We start from the raw sequence: 21,044 nt of genomic DNA, 5'->3' as shown, positions 1-21,044 counted from the left end.
GAAGACCAGATGAACGTCAAACCGGACTTTTCCAAGAACGCCAATGTGGCCACCACCGCCCCGGCCTTTCTGTCGGTCTGGGACATGCATTCCTATTACGGCGAAAGCTATATCGTGCAGGGCATCGGCTTTAACGTGCATGAGGGCGAGATCCTGGCGCTGTTGGGCCGCAACGGGGCGGGCAAGACCTCGACCCTGCGCTCGATCGCGCGGCTGGGCGATCCAGAGGTGCGCCATGGCGAGATCTGGCTGGATCATCAGCCGCTGCACAAGATGGCCAGCCACGAGGCCGCCACCGCCGGTCTGGGGCTGGTGCCCGAGGATCGGCGCATCATTCCGGGCCTGACGGTCGAGGAGAACCTGCAGCTGGCCCAGATCGCCCCGCCCGTCGGCTGGTCGCTGGAGCGGCTCTATGACCTGTTCCCCCGACTGGGCGAGCGGCGCAAGCAGGAAGGTGTGACCCTGTCGGGCGGCGAGCAGCAGATGCTGGCCATCGCACGCGCACTGGCGCGGGACATCAAGGTGCTGCTTCTGGACGAGCCTTACGAGGGGCTGGCGCCGGTGATCGTGGACGAGATCGAAAAGACCCTCATCCACATCAAGGAGCAGGGCATGACCACCATCATCGTGGAACAGAACGCGGTGCGTGCGCTGGAACTGGCCGACCGCGCGGTCATCCTGGACACCGGTGGCATCGTGTTCGACGGCACCGCCGCCGAAGTGCTGGAGAACGAGGAACTGCGGGCCGAATATCTGGCCATCTGAGAACACTCCCCGTCGCACGGCCGGATTGCCGTGCAGACCACCTGCAGGGCCGGTCCGTGTCTGGGGCCGGCTCTTTTTTCCTGGGTCTCAACGGTCGGGAGCGCCCCGGGCTCAGTCGCGCACCAGCGCCTGATCCAGCACCTTCGAGAGATGCCCCAGCGCGATGGCCGCGCCCTTGGGGATGAGGCGTGGCGGCTGGGTCGACAGCAGAAATTCCGAGCGGGTAAAGCCATTTGCGTCCAGCAGATCCGGCGCCATCGGCACGTAGAGGGCTCCCCATTCGTCGAGCTGGTCCTGAATGATCCCCTGCGCGGCCTCGAAAGGTTGCGGTTCCACATCATCCGGCGCCGCGGGCATGCACCCGCTCTGCACCAGCACCGGCGCCTCTGTCAGGGCCCGCAATTGCGTCAACACGTGACGCGCCGCCGCATGTTCCCACAAATCGTCGCACCCGGCCCGCCGGAACTGCTCCGATGCGGACATGGCCAGGACCTCGGCATAATCCGCCAGCGTCGGCATTCCCCCGGAGATCACGAACACATCGTGGCCTTCGGTATCGAGCACCCGCCCATACCCGCCTTCCAGCGGCGGCAGCCCGCCCAGCCCCTCTTCGGTCGCGATCAGCCGGAACAGCCCGGCCTGCTGGTCGTACCAATCGGGAACCGCGTGAAAGGTAAATTCACGATCCTTCGGCAGCTTGGCAAGCTCGCGCCCGCCGGACAGCGTGGTCACGCTGTGATCCCCGATGATGCAGATTTTCATGGCCATGCCTCCAGAACCCGCTGGGTATCCTCCTGATCCTGAAAGGCAACCCGATGCGAGACCGGGCTTGGCGGGCCGACATCGACCCCGTAGGCGTGATGCAGCGCCCGGAAGAAGTAGTTTATCGCCATTTCCATCCCGCTCGGGCTGACCCGGCGCAGATCGGGCTCGAAGAAAGTGCCGCGCGCGCCCGGGTGATTCACCAGTTCATAGAGCGGCACGTAATCGACAAAACCGCGCTTCTCCACCATCTGGCTGGCCACCGCCCGCAGAACCGCCTTGGAATAGGTGTTTGCCGTCAGCACATTCCGCCGGCGCGCGGTCACGGGCAGCGGCTCGGGCGACAAAGCCAGCAATACCCGAAGTCCCGGATTGATTTGGCGCAGCCTGTCGGTGACATCAGCCATGTGCCGCCGGCAGCCCTCGAAATGAAAGGCCCTGAGATTGCAGTCAGCAGCATTGCCAAACCCCGGCAAGACATCGGGATATAGCGGAACTTCCCACCCGTACCGGCCCGATATCCAAGCCTCGATACTGGACACCGTCAGCATGAGAACCTCGGCGGTCGTGATTACCTCGGAAAACGCCTGCAGAGTGGCGGCCCGGGACTGCAATCCCTCCTCTTGGCTGGCAAAGCCATCCGGTTCGATCAACGGGCGGTAGGGGTCATAGAAACGCCCTTGGTGTTCCCACATCTCGGCCGGGGGCCGGGTGCTGCCATCGGCCCAGCTTAGCCATTGATTAAACATCGAGATCGTGTTGAACGTGCCCAACCGGCAGGACTGCGTGCGATACCCGAACCTGCGGCAGAACGCATCGCTCAGCGCGGCAGGCGCCGGTTCCGCATCGATCCAGTTGAAACCGCGCGCCCTGAGCGCCAATCCCAGATGTTGTGAGAACCCGGTGCCGAACGTGGCAATCCGGGTATCGGAGTCGATCCTGAACCTGGGAATCCACAGTTCTTCGATATCATGGGCGGTGCGGTCCACGACCGCGCTCTGCCAGAATATCTTGTCTTCGTTGTCTCGGAAAAATGTATTGTCCTGCGTCATCTTATCAAAAGAGTGCCCTGATTACCCGACAGCAAAAGAGTGTGTTCGGCCTACCGGACCCGGGCCGAAAACGCAATCTCATAGGAGTAATGCGCACGGGATCATGCCGATGGACGGCTTGCGTGTCACCGCCCCTGCCCCAGCATCCGGCGCAGTTCGGTCTTGAGAACCTTGCCGTAGTTGTTCTTGGGCAGTTCATCCAGGCGGACATAGTCTTTGGGCCTTTTGAACCGGGCGATGTTTAGGATGCAGAGCTGGTCCAGTTCGTCCGGCGATGCGTCGCCGACGATGAAGGCCACCACCTCTTCCCCCCACTCCGTATGCGGGCGCCCGACGACGGAGGCCTCGGAGATTTTGGGATGGGTCAGCAGCACCTCTTCCACCTCGCGCGGATAGACGTTCGAGCCGCCGGTGATGATCAGGTCCTTGGACCGGTCCTGCAGGGTCACGTAGCCATCGGTATCCATGAAGCCGACATCGCCCGTCATCAGCCAGCCGTCTTTCAGGGTTTTGGCGGTGGCCTCGGGGTTCTGCCAGTAGCCGGGCATCACCACGTCGCCGCGGACCATGATCTCGCCATGGCTGCCCTCGGGCAGAAGTTTGCCATCGGCGTCGCCGATGCGCAGCTCGACCGGGGATTGCGCGCGGCCCACGCTGGCCAGCCTCTCACTCCAGCGGGGATGGGTCCGGTCCGTCACGTCGCGGCGCGAGAGCGCGGTGATCCCCATCGGGCATTCGCCCTGCCCGTAGATCTGCACGAAGACTGACCCAAAATGATCGACCGCTTCGATGATATCGGCCAGGTACATCGGCCCGCCTGCATAGACGACGGTGCGCAGCCCCTCGCCGGTTTCGCCGGTCGCCCTGGCCACATCGGTCATTCGCTTCACCATGGTCGGGGCGGCGAACATCTGCACCCTACCGAAACGGCGGGCGAGGTCGAAGATTTCGGCCTCGTCGAACCCGCCGGAGACCGGGCAGACATGGCGCGCGCCGGCCAGCACATGGACCATGTTGTAGAGCCCTGCCCCGTGGCTCATCGGCGCGGCGTAGAGGATCGTATCCTCGGGCGAGACCCGATCCACATCCGTGCCATAGGCCAGCGATACGCCCATCAGCATCCGGTGGGTGATCATCACGCCCTTGGATTTGCCGGTCGTACCGGAGGTGTAGAAAAGCCAGGCCAGATCGCCCGGATCGCGCTGAACGGGTGCCGCCACCGGGTCATGCTCCAAGGCGGCCGCATAATCGGCACCGGTGATGTCCACCACCTGTCCCTGCACTCCGGCGTCATGCAGCGCCGCAGTCAGGCCCGGAGAGGTGAACGTGATCCGGGTGCCGGAATTGCCGAGAATGTAAGCCGCCTCGCGCCCGTGCAGCTTGGCATTGATCGGAACTGCGGCGGCTCCGGCATACCAGATCGCGTATTTGACGATCAGATAATCCGGGCAGTTCTTCATGAAGATCGCCACCCGGTCGTCCGACTGCACGCCCTGCGCGATCAGCCAGCCCGCCACCCGCGCGGCGTGGCCATGGAACGCGGCGTAATCGGCCACCAATTCGCGGCCCAGAAACAGGGCCGGAGAGCCGCCGTTCAATTGCGCCTGCCGGGCCAGCCACAGACCGATATTCATTGCCTCTCCCCCTCATCAGGCGCGCATTTGCCCCTGCCCGCCCGCGAAACCCTATGTTCCCGGTACAGCCCCCTTCAATTCCGTAGAAATACCCGGCACCATGAGGGCATGAGCGATCCCGCCTTCGAATACGCGCCCATCGGCCTTGTCGAGCTTGAAAACCGGATCATCCGGCGCTGCAACCTGCAGTTCGCGCGTACATTCGGCGGTGAGGAGGAAGAGTATCGCAACATGCCGCTGTTGCAACTCTACCCCTCGGTCGCCGATTGGGAGCGGATCGGGGCGCGCGGCCTGCAAGCCATGCGCGAGACCGGATATTACACCGACGAGCGGGTCATGCGGCGGCGCAATGGCGATCTGTTCTGGTGCCGGGCGCGCGGGCGCTCGCTGACCCCGGACGACCCGTTCCGCCATGGCATCTGGAGCTTTTCCGACATCTCCGAGGAACGCCCGCTGGTCGAGCTGACCCCGCGCGAACGCGACGTGGCAATCCTGTCCTGCCGGGGCTTCTCGGCCAAGGAGATCGGCGCCGAGCTTGGCCTCAGTTACCGCACCATCGAGGCGCACCGCGCCCGGCTGCTGGAAAAGTTCGGGGCGCGGAAACTGCCGGAACTGGTGGCCAAGCTCTCGGGCATGCCGCTTTGACGCCCGAGGCCTCGTAATCGGCGGCCCCCTTCCCCATATGGCGACGCGAGACTGCGCTTTTCATGGCCGGTCGCTTGGCGTATAACGCCGCGTAATTTACCAAAGCCCGCAGCGACAGACGGGCCAAAGGGGAACCGTCGAGGACACTCATGACAGACAGCAAACACGAAGCGGATGTGGCGTTCATCAAGGCTCTGGCCGAATTGCTGCGCGAGAACGATCTGACCGAGCTGCAGGTGAAACGCGAATATGGCGACGACGACAGCCTGAACGTGCGCGTCAGCCGCGCCGCGCCCGTGGCCGCTCCGGTCCAGGTGGCGGTTCCTGCCGCCGCCCCGGTGGCAGCACCGGCCGCAGCCCCTGCAGCCGCACCCGCCGAGGCCCCCGCTGCCGCGCCGGCCGAAGACCCGGCCAGCCATCCCGGCGCCGTGACCTCGCCCATGGTGGGTACCGTCTACATGCAGCCCGAACCGGGCGCTCCCGCCTTCATCACCGTCGGCGCCAATGTCTCCGAGGGCGACACGCTGCTGATCGTCGAGGCGATGAAGACCATGAACCACATCCACGCGCCCAAGTCGGGCACCGTCAAGCGCGTCCTCGTGGGCGACGGCGACGCGGTCGAGTTCGGCACCCCTCTGGTCATCATCGAGTAAGGATCGGCGCATGTTCGACAAGATCCTGATTGCCAACCGAGGCGAGATCGCCCTGCGCGTGATCCGCGCCGCGCGCGAGATGGGGATTGCCACGGTCGCCGTGCATTCGACCGCCGACAGTGACGCGATGCATGTGCGCATGGCCGACGAATCGGTGTGCATCGGCCCGGCCCCCAGCCCGCAGAGCTATCTGTCGGTGCCCGCGATCATCTCGGCCTGCGAGATCACCGGCGCGCAGGCGATCCATCCCGGCTATGGCTTTCTGTCCGAAAACGCCGATTTCGTGCAGATCGTCGAAGATCATGGCATCACCTTCATCGGCCCCACCGCCGAACACATCCGCATCATGGGCGACAAGATCACCGCCAAGGACACGATGAAGGAACTGGGCGTGCCTTGCGTTCCGGGCTCGGACGGAGGCGTGCCGGATCTGGCGGCGGCCAGGAAGATCGGGGACGAGATCGGCTATCCCGTCATCATCAAGGCCACTGCCGGCGGCGGCGGACGCGGCATGAAAGTCGCCCAGAACGCCGGCGAGATGGAAAGCGCCTTCATGACCGCGCGGGCCGAGGGCAAGGCCGCCTTTGGCAATGACGAGGTCTACATCGAGAAGTACCTGACCACGCCGCGCCATATCGAGATCCAGGTCTTTGGCGACGGCAAGGGCGGCGCCGTGCATCTGGGTGAGCGCGACTGCTCGTTGCAGCGCCGCCACCAGAAGGTGTTCGAAGAGGCGCCCGGCCCCTGCATCAGCCCCGAAGAGCGCGCCCAGATCGGCAAGGTTTGCGCCGACGCGGTGGCCAAGATCAACTATATCGGCGCGGGCACCATCGAGTTCCTCTATGAAAACGGCGAGTTCTATTTCATCGAGATGAACACCCGCCTGCAGGTGGAACACCCGGTGACCGAAGGTATCTTTGGCGTCGATCTGGTGCGCGAGCAGATCCTGGTCGCCGCCAGTGAGCCGATGTCATTCGGCCAGGACGACCTGCGGATCAATGGCCACGCCATCGAGGTGCGGATCAATGCCGAGCGGCTGCCGAACTTTGCCCCCTGCCCGGGCAAGATCTCGGCCTATCACGCGCCCGGCGGTTTGGGCGTGCGGATGGATTCGGCGCTCTACAATGGCTACTCGATCCCGCCCTATTACGATTCGCTCATCGGCAAGCTGATTGTGCAGGGCCGCGACCGCTCCGAGGCGCTGGCGCGTCTGAACCGCGCGCTGGGTGAGCTGATCGTGGACGGGATCGACACCACCGTGCCTCTGTTTCACGCCCTTCTGCAAGAGCCCGACATCCACAGTGGTGACTACAACATCCACTGGCTGGAGCGCTGGCTTGCGGAGAACATGGCCGAGTGAGAAAACAGGCCAGGCCTTGCGCCCGGCCCCTGGTTTGTTGTCATGAGCCTGTCCCCAGATCTGCTGCTGCACGGCTATTCCATCGGCATCTTCCCGATGGCCGAAAACCGGGACGACCCGGATCTGTTCTGGGTCGATCCAAAATTTCGCGGCGTCTTCCCGCTGAATGGCTTTCACATCTCGCGCACGCTGGCGCGCCGCATCCGCCGAGGCGGCTATACCATCACCATCGACCGCGATTTCCTTGGCGTGGTGGACGGTTGCGCCGACCGGTCCGAGACCTGGATCAACGACGAACTTCGCCGTCTTTACAAGACGTTGCACCAGCGTGGCGATGCCCACTCACTGGAAGTCTGGGAGGGCGAAGAGCTGGTCGGCGGCGTTTATGGCGTGGTGCTGGGAGCGGCGTTTTTCGGCGAGAGCATGTTCTCGCGCCGCGCCGATGCCTCGAAAATCGCGCTGGCGTATCTGGTTGACCGGCTGCAACAGACCGGGTTCCGGCTGTTCGATACGCAGTTCCTTACCGCGCATCTGGCCTCGATGGGGGCGATCGAGATCCCGCGGGAGCAGTATCAGGCGCAACTGGCCGAGGCGATTGCGCAAGGCGCCGATTTCACCGCGTCGCTCAGCCAGACCCCTCAGGGGGTCATACAGCGGATCACCCAAACATCGTAACGGGCGTGATCCAGCGCGTTGAGGGCTGGCGAGGTGGCGATCATCCAGCCGTCGAACAACTGCTGCGACCGGCCCTGTTCCCAGATGGTGAGATAGGCAAAGGCATCGCCGGTCGGGTTGTCCGCGGGATAGCGGCAATCGCCCAACGCCACATCCAGACCAAAGACTGAAGCCGTGTCGCCGCTGCGCAACTCGACATCGACGGTCTGTCCGTTCACCTTGTCGAGACCGCGCAGGATCGCGCCCGGACCGGAGTCCACCGTGTCCTGCGCCATCGCGGCACCGCCCGTCAGGGCAAGGATCAGCGACAGGGCCCGGATCACTCGCTGCTGCTCCCGTCGCCGGCCACGAATTTGACCAACAGCGAAATCAGGCTGACCGCGCCTTGCGTGTCCTCGACCTCGTCGCCCGCTTCGAAGAAGAAGGGCGAGCCGCCCGGCATCACTTCGACGAAATTGCCGCCCAGCAGCCCCTCGGACGAGATCACCACGGCACTGTCATCGGGTATCTGAATGCCGTCGGCCACGGAAAAGGTGGTATCCGCCCGGTAGCTTTCGGGGTTCAGCGTGACGCCGGTGACGGTGCCGATCTTGACCCCGGCCAGCCGGACGTCGGTGCCAACGGTCACCCCCTCGAGGGACCGGAAGGACGCGCCGAGCTGATAGCCGGTGCCAGTCTGCGACAGGCCGGTGGACTGGCTGGCATAGACGCCAAAGGCGACGGCAAAGGCCAGTACGGCGCCGCCGACCAGAACTTCGGTCGTGGTATGGGTAGACATCGGGTTGCCTCGCTTATTCGGGGCTCTTACTCAGGGCTCCAGGCCTCGTAATCGCTGCGCTCGACCGGGTCGGGCCGGCGGATCGAGCCAGCGGGCGCATAGGCCAATGCGGTGCCGGTCAGGTTCTCCTGATGCGGCTTTTCCCACTGCTTGTGCGGGAGCGGTTTGTCGGTCGGCGGCTCGTCCCAGGTGCGGTGCAGCCAGCCATGCCAGTTGGGGTCGATGCGGCTGGCCTCGACCTCGCCGTTGAACATGACCCAGCGCTGGCTGTCATCGGCGTTGCGATAGAACACGTTGCCCTGCTCATCCTCGCCAACCTTGATGCCCTTGCGCGCGGTGTAGAGCTGGGTGTTCAGGGTCGACCCGCTCCACCAGGTCACGGCGCGCAATAGAGTGTTCAGGATTCCCATCGACAGCCTCCGGCATTTCGTTATCCGCAGATATGGACCATCTGCGCCCCGAGGTCCAGAGACCGGATGCCGCGCGCCATGCCTGCGCGATTGCCAGCTATGAATAAACGCTGTGTTTGGTCGAAAGGGATCGCCCGGCGGCGGTTGATCCATTAGGGTTACATTCAGAACATCGAATGCCGGACCGGGATGCGGGCCTCCTGCGCAAGGGTGCGGGCCATCGCGGGACACTGATCGAGCAACTGAGGCAAAGTCGTTTGAAGACCCGAGTATGAAAGTTATTGTTTTCCTCCTTTCCGTCGTCTCAACGATTGTCGTGACCCTGTCTTTGACTGAACTGCAATCGCACATGGTCACGCTGCTCAGAAGCGCCGAGGACAAGCCGCAACACCGCACCATCTCATTGAAACCAAAGGAGGAACCGAGCCTTTGGGACAAGGGGATAGATGGCATCGCCACGATGTTCGGCTTTGAGGCTCCTAAACCCAAAAGCAATATACAGAAGTTGATGGATCGGCGGCGGCGCGAGATCGCCGAGGAAAAGGCGCGGGAGAGCTGGCGTCAGGGTTACTGAGCGGTTGCGCCCGGCAGGTAGGCCGTGACCTCGATCTCGATGCGGTATTTCGGGTCGATCAGACCGCATTCGATCATGGTGGCAGCGGGCGGATTGGCGCCGAAGGTTTCGGCGAGGATTGGCCAGCAGGGTTCGAACTCGTGCCGGTCGGGCAGCATGTAGGTGACGCGCACGACATCCGCGAAGGATGCGCCCGCCTCGGCCAGCGCCGTTTCTATGATCGTCAGGGCGGACCGGCATTGCTCGACCGCGTTCTCGCCTTCACCGACGGTGCCGGCCACATGGACAAAGCCTCCGGCCACCACAGCGCGGCAATAGCCGACCTTGGTTTCGAAGGCCCCGCCGGATGAGATGCGTTTGATGGTCATCTTACTCTCGTGGAATGGTGGTTCTGGTTGGCTGGCTGGCGCTTTTGCGAGGCTCTGCCTGGCGCTCCGGGATATTTACGCCAAGAGGAAGATAGGGGCGAGCGCTGGGGGGATGGCTCCGGGGCGGACGGATTACCCAAACGGAAAACGGCGCAGTGAGGTCCGCGCCGTTTGGTTCCGTTGCAAGGGAAATCACCCGGCCGAGGCCGATTCCTTGTCCGCATCGGCATAGATGATCAGCGGTTGGGAATCCGAGACGACGGCCTCTTCGTTCACCACCACTTTGGTCACGTTCTTCATGCCGGGCAGCTCGAACATGGTGTCGAGCAGGATGTCCTCGAGGATCGAGCGCAGCCCGCGCGCGCCGGTCTTGCGCTCGATGGCGCGGCGGGCGATGGCGTTGAGCGCGTCGTCGGTAAAGTCCAGTTCCGCGTCTTCCAGTTCGAACAGGCGCTGGTATTGCTTGACCAGCGCGTTCTTGGGTTTGGTCAGGATGGTGACCAGCGCGTCCTCGTCCAGATCCTCGAGCGTTGCCAGCACCGGCAGGCGGCCGACGAATTCCGGGATCAGGCCGAATTTCAGCAGATCCTCGGGCTCAAGCTCCTTGAAGATCTCGCCCACGCCGCGCTCGTCATTGTCACGCACATCGGCGCCAAAGCCCATGGCCGAGCCCTTGCCGCGCTGCGCGATGATCTTGTCGAGACCGGCAAAGGCGCCGCCGCAGATGAACAGGATGTTGGTGGTGTCGACCTGCAGGAATTCCTGCTGCGGATGCTTGCGGCCGCCCTGCGGCGGAACACTGGCGACAGTGCCTTCCATCAATTTCAGCAGCGCCTGCTGCACGCCCTCGCCCGAGACGTCACGGGTGATCGACGGGTTTTCGGACTTACGGGTGATCTTGTCGACTTCGTCGATATAGACGATGCCGCGCTGCGCTCGTTCGACATTGTATTCGCTGGCCTGCAACAGCTTGAGGATGATGTTTTCCACATCCTCGCCCACGTAACCGGCCTCGGTCAGCGTGGTGGCATCGGCCATGGTGAAAGGCACATCGAGAATCCGCGCCAGCGTCTGCGCCAGCAGGGTCTTGCCGCAGCCGGTGGGGCCGATCAACAGGATGTTGGACTTGGCCAGTTCGATATCGCCGCCGGCCTTTTGCGCGTGGTTCAGGCGCTTGTAGTGGTTGTGGACCGCGACCGAGAGTACCCGCTTGGCAGTGGCCTGTCCGATCACGTAATCGTCCAGCACTTCGCAGATATCCTTGGGCGTGGGCACGCCGTCGGCGGATTTCAGGCCGCTGGCCTTGGTCTCCTCGCGGATGATGTCCATGCACAGCTCGACGCACTCGTCGCAGATGAACACGGTCGGGCCCGCGATCAGCTTGCGCACCTCGTGCTGACTTTTGCCGCAGAAACTGCAGTAGAGCGTGTTTTTGCTGTCACCGCCTGAATTCGTCGCCATGGTCTACCTTTCGGGCTCCGTCTCTGCGACCCCCGCATCGGGACCGCGCTCTGCCGCCTGTTCACGCAGCTTAGGCCAGCACTCCGGCCGCTACAATCCAAAACATGTCCCGGCTGAACCGGCCGGGACAGGCCGTGTTGTCCGGTTCAGGCGTCGTCCTCGCCGCCCACCTTGATCCGGTTTTCGACGATCTCGTCGATGTGACCCCATTCCTTGGCCTCGTCCGGGCTCATGAAATTGTCACGGTCGAGCGCCTTTTCAACGCTCTTTTTCGTCTGCCCGGTGTGCCTGACGTAGATGTCATAAAGCCGGTCCTTGAGCTTTTGCGTCTCGGCGGCGTGGATCATGATGTCGCTGGCCTGGCCCTGATAGCCGCCCGAGGGCTGGTGCACCATGATGCGGCTGTTGGGCAGCGAGAAGCGCATGCCCGCCTCACCGCCGGCCAGAAGAACGGAGCCCATCGAGGCCGCCTGACCGATCACCAGCGTCGAACATTTCGGTTTGATGTACTGCATTGTGTCGTAGATCGACAGGCCGCTGGTCACCACACCGCCGGGCGAGTTGATGTAGATCGAGATTTCCTTGTTGGGATTCTCGGCCTCGAGATGCAGCAGCTGGGCCACCACCAGATGGCTCATCCCGTCATGGATCGGGCCGTTGATGAAAATGATCCGCTCCTTCAGCAGGCGCGAGAAGATATCGTAGGCGCGCTCACCCCGGCTGGTCTGTTCGACGACCATGGGGACGAGGGTATTCATGTAGGTGTCAACTGGATCGTACATACGGGGACCTGCCTGCTCGTTTCAGATGGATCGGGACCATACCCGATGAGGGGTTACACGAGTCTTAGTGTCGGCCCGGGGGGGCTGCAAGGGGGCGCGCGCCGTTCTGTGACGGGCGTTGCGGGCCGGGTGGTCGGTTTGGTGCGCAACGGCAGGCGCCCGCGCCCGTGGCACAGGGCGCGGATTGCGTACTTTCAGCAAGAAGAAGCGGGAGATTCACGCCCTGCCGTCCGGGATCGGACCGAGGGCAGGTCAGGCCTGGGGCGCGCGGGTGGCGCCCCAGGGCCGTGGCGTTATTCGGGGAAGGATTTCAGATAGGCGATGACCGCCTCGATATCCGCATCCTTCTTGAGCCCGGCAAAGGACATCCGCGTGCCCTTCATGTAGCCTTTGGGCTTGGCGAGAAAGGCAGTCAGCTCGGTTTCGTCCCAGATCAGCCCGTCCTCGGCGGCGGCTTTCATGACCTTGGAATACTTGAACCCGTGTACCTGACCGGCGGCGGCCCCGACGATGCCGTTGAGCGTCGGGCCGGTCTTGTTCTTGGCGCCGTTACCGACCTGATGGCAGGCCTTGCATTTCTTGAAGGTCTTTTCGCCCTTGGCCACCAGTTCCGGGTCCAGCGCGGCGGTTTGCTCGGGCGCGGGCGCGGGCTCGGCCTTGACGTCCTGCACCGGGGCGGGCTCGGCGGCTGCGTCACCCTCGTCCGGGGTCACGTCCAGAACCATCGCGCGCATGGTGATCTCGACACTGTCCTTACAGTTTTCCATACACGGGGCGTCGGTCCAGAAATGCGCCTCGGTCTGCTCGCGGTCATCGAGGATGAAGCCATCCGCGTTGGGCATCTCGACCGAGAGGAAGTTCTCGTTCGAGAGCACAAAGTTATCCTCGACCAGATCGTTGGAATAGAGGATGTAGGCGACGATGGCGTAGGTGTCGTCGGCGCTGAGGGTCTGGGCATCGCCGAAGGGCATCGAGCGGTGAACATAATCCCACGCGGTCGAGAGATACGGCCAGTAGGAACCCACGGTCTTGAGCGGGTCCTTGTCGGCCAGCGTCCCCTCGCCCCCGGCCAGTTTGGGCCAGTTGTCCACGCCCTCGGCGAAATCGCCGTGGCAGATGGAGCAGGCCTCGGCGAAGAGCATCTCGCCATCCTCGACCGAGCCCGACCCGGCGGGCAGGCCGGTACCGTCGGGTGAGACGTCCAGATCCCATGCGGCGATCTCCTCGGGCAGCGCGGGGCGGCCCAGGCCAAACACATTGGCCAGCGCTGGCCCCGCGACCAGAGCCGAGGCCAGCGCGGCGGCAGTCAGAAATTCAGGACACTTCGACATTCTCGGCCTCTCCGTTTGCCTTGACCCACCAGGTCTGGATGCAGTTGTTGTGATAGATCGAGTTCTCGCCCCGCACCTCGCGCAGTTGCGCCTTACTGGGCTGGACATAGCCCGAGCCATCCCGGGCGCGGCTTTGCAGCAGCATTTCCGAGCCGTCCCAGTCGTAGTCCAGATAGAACCGGGTCAGCGCCTTGTCGGTGCCGGGGGCGGCCAGCCGCGCGGGCATCCAAGTCTTGCCGCCATCGACCGAAACGTCGACACCGGTGATGGCGCCGCGCCCCGACCAGGCCAGACCGGTGATGACCAGCGGGCCAGGACCATGGGTGATCGGTGCCTGCGGGCTGGGTGACGTGACCACAGACTTGGCGTCCATCACCCAGGTCCATTTGCGGCTGGTGCCGTCGGCCAGCGTGTCGGTGTATTTCGAGGTCTCCTCGCGGCTTTCCACCGGGCCTTCCATCACCTCGACCCGGCGCAGCCATTTGACCCACATGTTGCCTTCCCAGCCGGGCACGACGAGGCGGACGGGATAGCCGTGTTCCTTGCGCAGCGCCTCGCCATTGGCCTTGAAGGCGACCAGCACGTCGTCCATCGCCTTTTCCAGCGGGATCGAGCGTCCGTTCGAGCTGGCATCGGCGCCCTCGACATAGACCCATTTGCCCTGCGCCTGAACTCCGGCCTCTTCCAGCAGGGTGCGCAGGGGCACGCCGGAATATTCCATGTTGTGGATCATGCCATGGGTGAACTGCGCGCCGTTGAGTTGCGATCCGGCCCATTCCATGCCGGTATTGGCGGCGCATTCGCAGAAATAGATGCGGTTTTCGCGGGGGAAGCGTTCCAGATCCTCGTAGGTGAAGACCAGCGGCTGATCGACCAGACCGTTGATCATCAGCCGGTAATCCTGCTTGCGCAGTTCGATGGCGCCCGAGTGGTGCCGCTCGAACGCGCAGCCCTGCGGGGTGATGGTGCCATCGAGCGCATGGATCGGGGTGAAGTTGATCGAGCTGATCGTGTCGGCGGTCAGCCATTCCACGTTGCGGCGCACCACGTCCGATTCGTACTGGATCGGCAGGCCATAGGGCGTGGCATCCACCCCGTCGCCAGTGGCGCGGGCCCAGTCCTGCACCTCGGTAATCAGCGGATCGGGACCTGTGGCCCCGGCCGCCCCGCCGGCAACGGCCCCTGCTCCGGCTGCCGCCGCCCCGGTCAGGAACTGGCGGCGCGACGGGGCGTTTTTCGGGGAGCTTTCACTCATTTTGAACTAGCCTCCTTGAGCATCAAGACATTCGTCCGCGCGAATGTGTAAGCATAAAAATTTTTGACGGCGGGCGTTCAGACGCCCACCACATTGACCGAGTTGTTCGGGTTGACCGTCACCGTGCCCTGCTTGCGGATATGGCTTTCGACCACATCCCAGATCATCGGGCCTTCGGTGCCCTCGTTGACGCTGGCCCAGCCTGCGACCACGTAGGTCTTGGCCGGGTCGATGGCCTCGCCCGTCTTGAGCAGGGTCATCTCGCTGATCCGCGCGCCCTGCGGCTGGGTGATGTCGATGCGATAGCCCAGACCGCCGACGCGCACCATGTCGCCGCCCTGCTGATAATAGGGATCGGGGTTGAAGATGTTGTCGGCCACATCTTCGAGGATCACCTTGATGAATTCGCCGGTCATTTCCGTGCGATAGGCCTGACCGTAGCTCATCGAAGTGACGTTCCAGATATCCTCGCGGGTGATGTCGTCTCCGGGCCGCAAGCTGGGGCCCCAGCGCACGCCGGGAGACATAGCGATGTCGGCCTCACGTTCCGAGATCAGCGCGTCGCAGATAAGGTCGTCCCAGGTGCCGTTGAAATTGCCTCGGCGATAGAGCAGCGAGTCGGTTCGGCCGATCACCTCTGCCAACTCGGTGGCATAAGGTGCGCGCTGTTCGTCGATCAGCGCAGTCATGGCCGGATCGGGCGCGATCACGTCCGAAAAGATCGGGATCAGCTTGTGCTTCAGCCCCATCATCTGGCCGCCCCGCACGTCGAGATCGACGCGGCTGACGAATTTGCCGTTGGAGCCGGAGGCGATGATGTGGGTCTGGCCGATCAGCACCGGCTCGGGCAGCGCGTCATGAGTGTGGCCCGACAGGATGACGTCGATGCCGCTGACCTTGCCCGCCATCTTCTTGTCGACGTCAAAGCCGTTATGGGACAGGATCACGACCACATCGGCGCCCGCCGCGCGGACCTCATCGACCATGGCCTGCATGTTCTCGTCCCGGATGCCGAACGAGTATTCCGGGAACATCCAGCCGGGGTTGGCGATGGGCATGTAGGGAAAGGCCTGACCGATCACCGCGACCTTGGCGCCGCCCCGGTCGAAGAACTTGTAGGGCTTGAACATCTCCGCCGGTTCGTCCCATTCGGCGTCAAAGATGTTCTGGCCCAGCGCGGCGAAGGGCAGCCCCTCGACAATCTCGTTCACCCGGTCGCTGCCCAGCGTGAATTCCCAATGGAAGGTCATCGCATCCGGTTTGAGCGCGTTCATCACGTTGACCATGTCCTGCCCTGCCGTGTGATGGCAGGTGTAGGAGCCGTGCCAGGTGTCGCCGCCATCCAGCAGCAACGCATCGGGCCGGTCAGCGCGGATCGCGTTCACCACCGTGGCCACCCGGTCCAGCCCGCCGACGCGGCCATATGTCTGCGCCAGCGCCGAAAAATCATCATGGGTCAGCGCGTAGGCCGTAGGAGAGCCGTCGGCGATGCCGTAAGCCTTGCGGAAATCGGCGCCGGTGATATGGGGCACGAAGCCCTTGTTGGCGCCGACACCCAGATTGACCTCGGGCTCGCGGAAGTAGATCGGTTTCAGTTGGGCGTGAATGTCGGTGATGTGGATCAGGCTGATATTGCCGAAGGTATCGAACTCCAGAAGCTGGTCCTGGCTCAGCGCCTGCTGCGCCGCCAGCCGTGCCCAGTTGCCGAAGCCCGACGCGCCCACAAGGGCCGAGGCTGCCATTGAAACCTGAAGGAAGTCACGACGCGAGATCATTTGGATCAGCTTTCCCGTTTGAACACATGATACATTCACATGTTTGAATTCAATTGAAGCGATGCACCCCGCATCCGGACAGGACGCGGGGCGCGCATTCAGGTTAGTTGCGGACCGAGGGTCCCTCGACCGACAGGCCGTTGCCGCGCGAGGCAACGTAAAGCTCCAGCGCCACGAACTCCGGGCTGCCGGGGCTGAAGGTCTCGGCGCGGGTGTCGCGCACGCAGCCCTTGAACCGGGCATGGGCGTTGTTCAGCTTGGCGTTCTTGAGCCGGTAGGTGGGAAACCCGTTGATCTGGCCCTGGCTCAGATGGTCGGCGCGGATCATGTTGCCATAGTTCTGCTCATGGCAATTGGCACAGCTCAGCTCCAGCTGGCCGTAGCGGGTGTAGTAGATCTCTTTCCCCATCTCCCAGGTCTCCTGTGCCGGGCCGTCGAAGGCCACGTTGACCGGCAGACCGCGCGACTGGACCGAGATCAGGGCCTCCATCGCCGCCATCTCGCCGCCGGTGTATTTCCACTTTTCGGCGCCCATCTGGTTAACGCGGCAATCGTTGATCTGGGTCACAAGAGTGCGCACCTCGCCCGCCTCGTCGTTCCATTTCGGATAGACGGCACGGACACCGGCCATACTCTCATCAACCGCGCCGTGGCAGGTGGAGCACGACTTGCCCTCGGTCCCGTCGACGGTGCCCCACGCGTCCTGCGCCTGATCGACGAAGACCAGCGCGGGGTTGTCGAAATCGTCCATCTGCAGCGACTGGGTCTCGTCCGAACGAAAGCGCCAGCCGGAATAGATCTCGTCCAGCGCATCGGACAGATGCGCGGGGGCGGCGGTCTGGGTGACCATTTCGATCTCTTCATTGACGACCAGAGCGTCCTCGTCGGGCCCGGCCACCGCTGACAGTGGTGTTGCCACCACTGCAACAATCGCGGTCAGTGCCTTGAAATTCATCCAGTATCCTCCCTTGGGTGGTTGGCCTCGCCATGCCGGTTGGCGGCGGGGCTCATTATCTGCCGGGGTCGCCGCTCAGGCGATGGAGATCGATTTTGACTCGTCGTAGACCGAGCCGTCATCGTCATACCAGGTGAACACGAACTCGCCCGCCTCGGGCACGGTCGCGTCGAACTGGAAATAGGGGTTGGTCGAGATCGCGGGCTCCATCGTCACGTCGATCACCATCTCGCCGTTGAAGGCGCAGGTGAAGCGGTTGATGATCGAGCGCGGGATGATGTTGCCCTCTTTGTCCTTGCGCTGACCGCTTTCCATCTTGTGGCTGATCAGGGTCTTGATCGTCACCGCCTCGCCTGCGGCGGCGGTTTTCGGGACCTTCACGCGGGGTTTCACACCAGATGCCATGTCGTATTCTCCTGTCTCTGCGGATGGGCGGGCTTAGCCGCCGCAACCCCCGATGGTCACTTTCACGGTGGCGCTGGCCTTGGCGAACGAGCCGTCGGCCAGTTTGGCGATGGCCACCACGTCCTGCGTGCCGGCCAGCCGGATACGGGTCGAGGCCGACTGTACCGCCGCCAGCGGGCCGAAATTGAAGGTCGCCACGCCCGGTTCGGGGTTGCCGGTCGCCAGCACCATGATCGCGGCGGCACCGGGTGCGCTGACCTCGATCGGTACGGTGTTGCCGTTCTCGGCAATCTCGGGCGCGGTCAGGGTGACCCCGCCTTCGGCCATGTCGGCGCCGCCGGTGAACTCGGCAATCGCATCCTCGGCCGCCGCGTTGGCGCGGAACGGCAGGACGGTCAGGGCCGCTGCGCCCAGGGCCAGGCCCAGGGTGTCACGACGTGTGAACTCCATCGTCTTTCTCCTTTGCATCATGCAAGGCACGCGGGGGCGGCCTTATTCTTCCTTCAGGGTCGCAAGAAACGCGACCACGTCTTCGATTTCCTGAGCCGTCAGGATCGGTGCCAGCGGCCCTGTGGGGGCGTCACCGGTATAGGCGTCGCCCGGGCGGGTGAAGCCGTCGACCTTGTAGAAGGCGGGCATGACCGTGCCCTCGAAGGTCATCTTGGCGTTGCTGACCAGCCCGCGCAGCTCGGCCTCGGTCCAGCGGTCCCCGGCCCCGTCCAGCGACGGGCCGACCTCACCATGAAACGGCACATCGGCCAGTGCGGTTACCTGATGGCAGGCCACGCAGTTGCCCTTGGATTTCTCGCCCACGATGACCGCGCCACTGGTCGCATCGCCCGCAGCACCGCTGAGCGAGGCATCGATCGCGCCATCCTCGGTGAACGCAACCTCGCCGGGGCCGACCTCACCGGCCTGCGCCGCACCGCCGATCAGCGCGGCGGCCAGTGTCAGAGATGTAAGTTTCATGTGCCCTCCCATTGGCTGCCACGCTTGCCGCGCGGCGAAATTGGCTTGGCATACCGTAGGGCACAGTCCGCCCTTAACGCAACATCAAATTCATTATTGTGAATTATTAAATGTTTTCGGAGAACCCCGATCAGTCGAAAGACCCGTTGTTGCGTTCCTGAATCCGGCGGGCATGGTAACGCTGGAAATCTTCCCCGTTATCAAGCGCATAGCGCTTTTCGCGAACCCAGGTGAACATGTCGATCGTGGTGCCCCCGCCAAAGGCCCCCGGCATGACCGCCACCGCGGCCTGCTGGGCGGTTTGCCCCTCGCTCACCTCTTCCGGCAGGAACAGAATCGTCGGCGTGAACATCACGCCCCACTTGCGCGCCATATCCTTTTCGGCCAGCGTCTCGCCGTCGAAATCGGTGACCTCGACATCGCCATAGAGGTTGAGCTGCACCACGAAATAGTTGTCGGCGATGTACTGGCCGATCTCGGGGCGCGGAAACACCTCCTGATGCATCTTGGTGCAGTAGATGCAGCCGCGCTGCTCGAAGAACAGAACCAGCCTTTTGCCCTCGGCATTGGCCTCGTCCAGATCCTCGCGCAGGTCCTTGAAGGTGTCGCGCATCCACTCGGTCTTGTGCAGGCCATCATCGCCCAGTTCTGCGGCCCAGAGCGGGGCGGCAAGGATAAGGGCGGCGAGCCCGGCAAGCAGTTGTTTCATGGTTAAGTCCTCCCTGTTCAGCCCAGGCTTGTCAGGCCCGGCATCCATCGGATCATCGCATCGGCAATCAGGCGCACGCCGCCGGTTGCGATGAGCACGGCAAAAACGATCAGCATCGCCCCCATCCCCTTTTCCACCCGGGCAAAAGCCGCGCGGTGGCGCTGGACCCAGCCGAGGAAGGGTTTGGCGAAAAACGCAGCGATTACAAAAGGCGCGGTCATACCAAGGCCGTAGACAAACAGCAGAAACGCACCGCGCCAGAGCTCTCCCATGCCCGAGGCGATCATCAGGATCGAGGCCAGCGCGGGCCCCACGCAGGGCGTCCAGCCGAAGCCGAAGGCCAGCCCCATGAGATACGCGCCCAGCGCGGTCGAGGCCTCGGCCTGGCTCTCCATCCGCGCCTCTCGATAGAGCAGCGGCACCCGGATCACGCCCAGAAAATGCAGCCCGAACACCACCAGCACCGCCGCCGCCGCATAGGACAGCGTTTGCAGGTACTGACCGAACAACCGCCCCAGCGCCGTGGCCCCCATGCCCAGCAGCATGAAGACCGTGATCACCCCCGCCGCGAACATGACCGACGAGGCCAGCAACCGCCGCTGCGCCCCCGCCGCTATGGCGCCATCCCCGCGCAGCTCGGCCATGCTGAGCCCGCCCATATAGGACAGGTAGAACGGCACCATCGGCAGAATGCAGGGCGTGAAAAAGCTCAGCAGACCGGCGATCAGCGCCCCAAACAGGGAAATCTCAAGCATTCACTCCCCCGTTTCGGGCGGCCAGGTCGGGTCGCTTGTAAAATTCACACATTCAAATTATATTGAGCGAATAGCAAAGGTCAACGGCCACATGTCAGCACTTCGCCCTCTTCTGTCCGCGCTTTTTGCGGCACTGTTTGCCCTGCCCGCTCTGGCGGCGGAACTGGTGATGGTCGAGCAGGCGGGCTGTTCCTGGTGCACCCGCTGGAACGCCGAGATCGCTCCTGCCTATCCCAAGACACCCGAGGGCCGCTTTGCCCCGCTGCGCCGCGTCGATCTGCACGCCTTGCCCGCGGATCTTGAGCTGCAGCGCCGGGTCGTTTTCACCCCGACCTTCCTGATCGTCGAGGACGGGCAAGAGGTTGGGCGGCTTGAAGGCTACCCGGGGCAGGACTTTTTCTGGCCGGTGCTGGATCAGTTGCTCGAGGCGCATACGGAGTTCGAACTGACCCCGGCCAACGACGATAGCGCAGCCGTGACACCGCTCGCGCGTTTTTGATTCGAGCCGGTAGCATTGTTCGCGCAATAGGTGTATCGGGAAAAGTCACCCGGCGAAGGATGCCCGGTACAGGAGACGGCCCCGGATATCCGGGACGATGAGGAACGAAACAAATGGCACTGCCCAAGTTTTCGACGGATATGGACGAACAGGAACTCGACAGGATGGTCGGCAACGCCACCCGTGCGTCGAACTTCCTCAAGGCGATCAGCCATGAGGGGCGCCTGATGATCCTGTGCCACCTGGTCTCGGGCGAGAAATCGGTGACCGAGCTGGAAGAGCTGTTGTCCGCTCGGCAGGCCGCCGTGTCCCAGCAGCTGTCGCGGCTGCGCCTTGAAGGGCTGGTGATCCCGCGCCGCGAGGGCAAGGCGATCTATTACCGGCTGGCCGACGACCGCCCGCGCCGGATGCTGGAACTGGTTTATGATCTGTTCTGCAACGCGGACGACTGATCCTTCCGCTCGCGCACAGC

The 21,044-nt window shown here is 63.6% G+C and carries 26 protein-coding genes; 8 read left to right on the top strand and 18 right to left on the bottom strand.

The features are described from left to right. Positions 1–9 precede the first annotated feature (9 nt). Complete coding sequence (locus GOX53_RS21125; RefSeq protein ID WP_171179898.1) at positions 10–765, top strand: ABC transporter ATP-binding protein; 756 nt, start codon at positions 10–12, stop codon at positions 763–765. Positions 766–876: 111 nt separating this feature from the next. Here the strand turns inward: GOX53_RS21125 and GOX53_RS21120 are convergent, their stop codons facing one another. The 3 genes from GOX53_RS21120 to GOX53_RS21110 form a co-directional block, all read right to left on the bottom strand. Beyond that, a complete protein-coding gene (locus GOX53_RS21120) occupies positions 877–1,527 on the bottom strand; it encodes a hypothetical protein (RefSeq protein WP_171179896.1) in 651 nt (216 codons plus the stop codon). Further along, entirely contained in the window at positions 1,524–2,579 is a 1,056-nt protein-coding gene (locus tag GOX53_RS21115; protein ID WP_171179894.1) for a GSCFA domain-containing protein, read from the bottom strand. The genes GOX53_RS21120 and GOX53_RS21115 overlap by 4 nt, the downstream gene beginning before the upstream one ends. A gap of 125 nt (positions 2,580–2,704) precedes the next feature. Next, positions 2,705–4,213, bottom strand: coding sequence for a class I adenylate-forming enzyme family protein (locus tag GOX53_RS21110; protein WP_171179892.1), 1,509 nt, complete (start codon positions 4,211–4,213; stop codon positions 2,705–2,707). 108 nt (positions 4,214–4,321) lie between these two features. Between GOX53_RS21110 and GOX53_RS21105 the strand changes: the two genes are divergently transcribed. The 4 genes from GOX53_RS21105 (at position 4,322) to aat (ending at position 7,546) form a co-directional block, all read left to right on the top strand. Then, positions 4,322–4,858 (top strand): LuxR C-terminal-related transcriptional regulator, encoded by a 537-nt coding sequence (locus tag GOX53_RS21105; RefSeq protein WP_171179890.1) that lies wholly within the window; start codon positions 4,322–4,324, stop codon positions 4,856–4,858. A 149-nt stretch (positions 4,859–5,007) separates the two neighbouring features. Then, positions 5,008–5,511, top strand: coding sequence for an acetyl-CoA carboxylase biotin carboxyl carrier protein (accB, locus tag GOX53_RS21100; RefSeq protein WP_171179888.1), 504 nt, complete (start codon positions 5,008–5,010; stop codon positions 5,509–5,511). A gap of 10 nt (positions 5,512–5,521) precedes the next feature. Beyond that, the gene (gene accC / locus GOX53_RS21095; protein ID WP_171179886.1) at positions 5,522–6,871 is read left to right on the top strand and encodes an acetyl-CoA carboxylase biotin carboxylase subunit; all 1,350 of its coding nucleotides are present in this window, start codon (positions 5,522–5,524) and stop codon (positions 6,869–6,871) included. Positions 6,872–6,913: 42 nt separating this feature from the next. Continuing rightward, positions 6,914–7,546: a leucyl/phenylalanyl-tRNA--protein transferase gene (gene aat, locus GOX53_RS21090; RefSeq protein WP_171179885.1), complete on the top strand. Its 633-nt coding sequence runs from the start codon at positions 6,914–6,916 to the stop codon at positions 7,544–7,546. Here aat and GOX53_RS21085 read toward each other — a convergent pair. Genes GOX53_RS21085 through GOX53_RS21075 form a run of 3 tightly spaced genes read right to left on the bottom strand, consistent with a single transcriptional unit; the run spans position 7,510 to position 8,734 of the window. Further along, positions 7,510–7,821: a DUF2155 domain-containing protein gene (locus tag GOX53_RS21085; protein ID WP_171179936.1), complete on the bottom strand. Its 312-nt coding sequence runs from the start codon at positions 7,819–7,821 to the stop codon at positions 7,510–7,512. The two genes, aat and GOX53_RS21085, sit on opposite strands and share 37 nt — an antisense overlap. A gap of 44 nt (positions 7,822–7,865) precedes the next feature. Continuing rightward, entirely contained in the window at positions 7,866–8,324 is a 459-nt protein-coding gene (gene mlaD, locus GOX53_RS21080) for an outer membrane lipid asymmetry maintenance protein MlaD (RefSeq protein ID WP_171179883.1), read from the bottom strand. 26 nt (positions 8,325–8,350) lie between these two features. After that, positions 8,351–8,734, bottom strand: a complete 384-nt coding sequence (locus tag GOX53_RS21075; RefSeq protein ID WP_171179881.1) for an NADH:ubiquinone oxidoreductase subunit NDUFA12 — start codon at positions 8,732–8,734, stop codon at positions 8,351–8,353. A 271-nt stretch (positions 8,735–9,005) separates the two neighbouring features. Between GOX53_RS21075 and GOX53_RS21070 the strand changes: the two genes are divergently transcribed. Continuing rightward, positions 9,006–9,308: a hypothetical protein gene (locus GOX53_RS21070; RefSeq protein WP_171179879.1), complete on the top strand. Its 303-nt coding sequence runs from the start codon at positions 9,006–9,008 to the stop codon at positions 9,306–9,308. On the opposite strand, the gene GOX53_RS21065 is transcribed toward GOX53_RS21070, so the two are convergent. The 12 genes from GOX53_RS21065 to GOX53_RS21010 form a co-directional block, all read right to left on the bottom strand. Beyond that, positions 9,302–9,676, bottom strand: coding sequence for a RidA family protein (locus tag GOX53_RS21065; RefSeq protein WP_171179876.1), 375 nt, complete (start codon positions 9,674–9,676; stop codon positions 9,302–9,304). The genes GOX53_RS21070 and GOX53_RS21065 overlap by 7 nt on opposite strands. Positions 9,677–9,868: 192 nt before the next feature. Further along, entirely contained in the window at positions 9,869–11,137 is a 1,269-nt protein-coding gene (gene clpX / locus GOX53_RS21060; RefSeq protein WP_171179874.1) for an ATP-dependent Clp protease ATP-binding subunit ClpX, read from the bottom strand. Between the two features lie 146 nt (positions 11,138–11,283). Continuing rightward, positions 11,284–11,919 carry an ATP-dependent Clp protease proteolytic subunit gene (locus GOX53_RS21055; protein WP_171179872.1) on the bottom strand — a complete coding sequence of 212 codons (636 nt, stop codon included), beginning with the start codon at positions 11,917–11,919 and terminating at the stop codon, positions 11,284–11,286. A 293-nt stretch (positions 11,920–12,212) separates the two neighbouring features. Continuing rightward, positions 12,213–13,250: a c-type cytochrome gene (locus tag GOX53_RS21050; RefSeq protein ID WP_171179870.1), complete on the bottom strand. Its 1,038-nt coding sequence runs from the start codon at positions 13,248–13,250 to the stop codon at positions 12,213–12,215. After that, positions 13,234–14,505, bottom strand: a complete 1,272-nt coding sequence (soxC, locus tag GOX53_RS21045) for a sulfite dehydrogenase (RefSeq protein WP_171179868.1) — start codon at positions 14,503–14,505, stop codon at positions 13,234–13,236. The genes GOX53_RS21050 and soxC overlap by 17 nt, the downstream gene beginning before the upstream one ends. A 77-nt stretch (positions 14,506–14,582) precedes the next feature. Continuing rightward, entirely contained in the window at positions 14,583–16,280 is a 1,698-nt protein-coding gene (gene soxB / locus GOX53_RS21040; protein ID WP_171179866.1) for a thiosulfohydrolase SoxB, read from the bottom strand. Positions 16,281–16,383: 103 nt separating this feature from the next. Then, positions 16,384–17,235 carry a sulfur oxidation c-type cytochrome SoxA gene (gene soxA / locus GOX53_RS21035; protein ID WP_171179864.1) on the bottom strand — a complete coding sequence of 284 codons (852 nt, stop codon included), beginning with the start codon at positions 17,233–17,235 and terminating at the stop codon, positions 16,384–16,386. A 75-nt stretch (positions 17,236–17,310) separates the two neighbouring features. Further along, a complete protein-coding gene (gene soxZ / locus GOX53_RS21030) occupies positions 17,311–17,640 on the bottom strand; it encodes a thiosulfate oxidation carrier complex protein SoxZ (protein ID WP_171179862.1) in 330 nt (109 codons plus the stop codon). Positions 17,641–17,673: 33 nt separating this feature from the next. Beyond that, on the bottom strand, positions 17,674–18,090 hold the full coding sequence (gene soxY, locus GOX53_RS21025; protein ID WP_171179860.1) for a thiosulfate oxidation carrier protein SoxY: 417 nt from the start codon (positions 18,088–18,090) through the stop codon (positions 17,674–17,676). 42 nt (positions 18,091–18,132) lie between these two features. Further along, on the bottom strand, positions 18,133–18,609 hold the full coding sequence (soxX, locus tag GOX53_RS21020; RefSeq protein WP_171179858.1) for a sulfur oxidation c-type cytochrome SoxX: 477 nt from the start codon (positions 18,607–18,609) through the stop codon (positions 18,133–18,135). A gap of 130 nt (positions 18,610–18,739) precedes the next feature. Further along, positions 18,740–19,318, bottom strand: coding sequence for a thioredoxin family protein (locus GOX53_RS21015; RefSeq protein WP_171179856.1), 579 nt, complete (start codon positions 19,316–19,318; stop codon positions 18,740–18,742). 17 nt (positions 19,319–19,335) lie between these two features. Further along, positions 19,336–20,073, bottom strand: coding sequence for a cytochrome c biogenesis CcdA family protein (locus GOX53_RS21010; RefSeq protein WP_171179854.1), 738 nt, complete (start codon positions 20,071–20,073; stop codon positions 19,336–19,338). 91 nt (positions 20,074–20,164) lie between these two features. Here GOX53_RS21010 and GOX53_RS21005 point away from each other — a divergent pair, with 91 nt between their 5' ends. Next, positions 20,165–20,572, top strand: a complete 408-nt coding sequence (locus tag GOX53_RS21005) for a hypothetical protein (RefSeq protein WP_171179852.1) — start codon at positions 20,165–20,167, stop codon at positions 20,570–20,572. Between the two features lie 113 nt (positions 20,573–20,685). Then, positions 20,686–21,024, top strand: coding sequence for a helix-turn-helix transcriptional regulator (locus GOX53_RS21000; protein ID WP_171179850.1), 339 nt, complete (start codon positions 20,686–20,688; stop codon positions 21,022–21,024). Positions 21,025–21,044: the final 20 nt, after the last annotated feature.

This window comes from Ruegeria sp. HKCCD8929 (assembly GCF_013031405.1).
GTDB lineage: Bacteria > Pseudomonadota > Alphaproteobacteria > Rhodobacterales > Rhodobacteraceae > Ruegeria.
Note: the sequence above shows the minus strand (reverse complement) of the source record. Positions and strands in the feature narration are given on the sequence as shown.

Coding starts and splice junctions, on each gene's coding strand:
- GOX53_RS21125 (WP_171179898.1), top strand. CDS start 10: ATGAACGTCAAACCGGACTTTTCCAAGAACGCCAATGTGGCCACCACC.
- GOX53_RS21120 (WP_171179896.1), bottom strand. CDS start 1,527: ATGAAAATCTGCATCATCGGGGATCACAGCGTGACCACGCTGTCCGGC.
- GOX53_RS21115 (WP_171179894.1), bottom strand. CDS start 2,579: ATGACGCAGGACAATACATTTTTCCGAGACAACGAAGACAAGATATTC.
- GOX53_RS21110 (WP_171179892.1), bottom strand. CDS start 4,213: ATGAATATCGGTCTGTGGCTGGCCCGGCAGGCGCAATTGAACGGCGGC.
- GOX53_RS21105 (WP_171179890.1), top strand. CDS start 4,322: ATGAGCGATCCCGCCTTCGAATACGCGCCCATCGGCCTTGTCGAGCTT.
- accB (WP_171179888.1), top strand. CDS start 5,008: ATGACAGACAGCAAACACGAAGCGGATGTGGCGTTCATCAAGGCTCTG.
- accC (WP_171179886.1), top strand. CDS start 5,522: ATGTTCGACAAGATCCTGATTGCCAACCGAGGCGAGATCGCCCTGCGC.
- aat (WP_171179885.1), top strand. CDS start 6,914: ATGAGCCTGTCCCCAGATCTGCTGCTGCACGGCTATTCCATCGGCATC.
- GOX53_RS21085 (WP_171179936.1), bottom strand. CDS start 7,821: ATGGCGCAGGACACGGTGGACTCCGGTCCGGGCGCGATCCTGCGCGGT.
- mlaD (WP_171179883.1), bottom strand. CDS start 8,324: ATGTCTACCCATACCACGACCGAAGTTCTGGTCGGCGGCGCCGTACTG.
- GOX53_RS21075 (WP_171179881.1), bottom strand. CDS start 8,734: ATGGGAATCCTGAACACTCTATTGCGCGCCGTGACCTGGTGGAGCGGG.
- GOX53_RS21070 (WP_171179879.1), top strand. CDS start 9,006: ATGAAAGTTATTGTTTTCCTCCTTTCCGTCGTCTCAACGATTGTCGTG.
- GOX53_RS21065 (WP_171179876.1), bottom strand. CDS start 9,676: ATGACCATCAAACGCATCTCATCCGGCGGGGCCTTCGAAACCAAGGTC.
- clpX (WP_171179874.1), bottom strand. CDS start 11,137: ATGGCGACGAATTCAGGCGGTGACAGCAAAAACACGCTCTACTGCAGT.
- GOX53_RS21055 (WP_171179872.1), bottom strand. CDS start 11,919: ATGTACGATCCAGTTGACACCTACATGAATACCCTCGTCCCCATGGTC.
- GOX53_RS21050 (WP_171179870.1), bottom strand. CDS start 13,250: ATGTCGAAGTGTCCTGAATTTCTGACTGCCGCCGCGCTGGCCTCGGCT.
- soxC (WP_171179868.1), bottom strand. CDS start 14,505: ATGAGTGAAAGCTCCCCGAAAAACGCCCCGTCGCGCCGCCAGTTCCTG.
- soxB (WP_171179866.1), bottom strand. CDS start 16,280: ATGATCTCGCGTCGTGACTTCCTTCAGGTTTCAATGGCAGCCTCGGCC.
- soxA (WP_171179864.1), bottom strand. CDS start 17,235: ATGAATTTCAAGGCACTGACCGCGATTGTTGCAGTGGTGGCAACACCA.
- soxZ (WP_171179862.1), bottom strand. CDS start 17,640: ATGGCATCTGGTGTGAAACCCCGCGTGAAGGTCCCGAAAACCGCCGCC.
- soxY (WP_171179860.1), bottom strand. CDS start 18,090: ATGGAGTTCACACGTCGTGACACCCTGGGCCTGGCCCTGGGCGCAGCG.
- soxX (WP_171179858.1), bottom strand. CDS start 18,609: ATGAAACTTACATCTCTGACACTGGCCGCCGCGCTGATCGGCGGTGCG.
- GOX53_RS21015 (WP_171179856.1), bottom strand. CDS start 19,318: ATGAAACAACTGCTTGCCGGGCTCGCCGCCCTTATCCTTGCCGCCCCG.
- GOX53_RS21010 (WP_171179854.1), bottom strand. CDS start 20,073: ATGCTTGAGATTTCCCTGTTTGGGGCGCTGATCGCCGGTCTGCTGAGC.
- GOX53_RS21005 (WP_171179852.1), top strand. CDS start 20,165: ATGTCAGCACTTCGCCCTCTTCTGTCCGCGCTTTTTGCGGCACTGTTT.
- GOX53_RS21000 (WP_171179850.1), top strand. CDS start 20,686: ATGGCACTGCCCAAGTTTTCGACGGATATGGACGAACAGGAACTCGAC.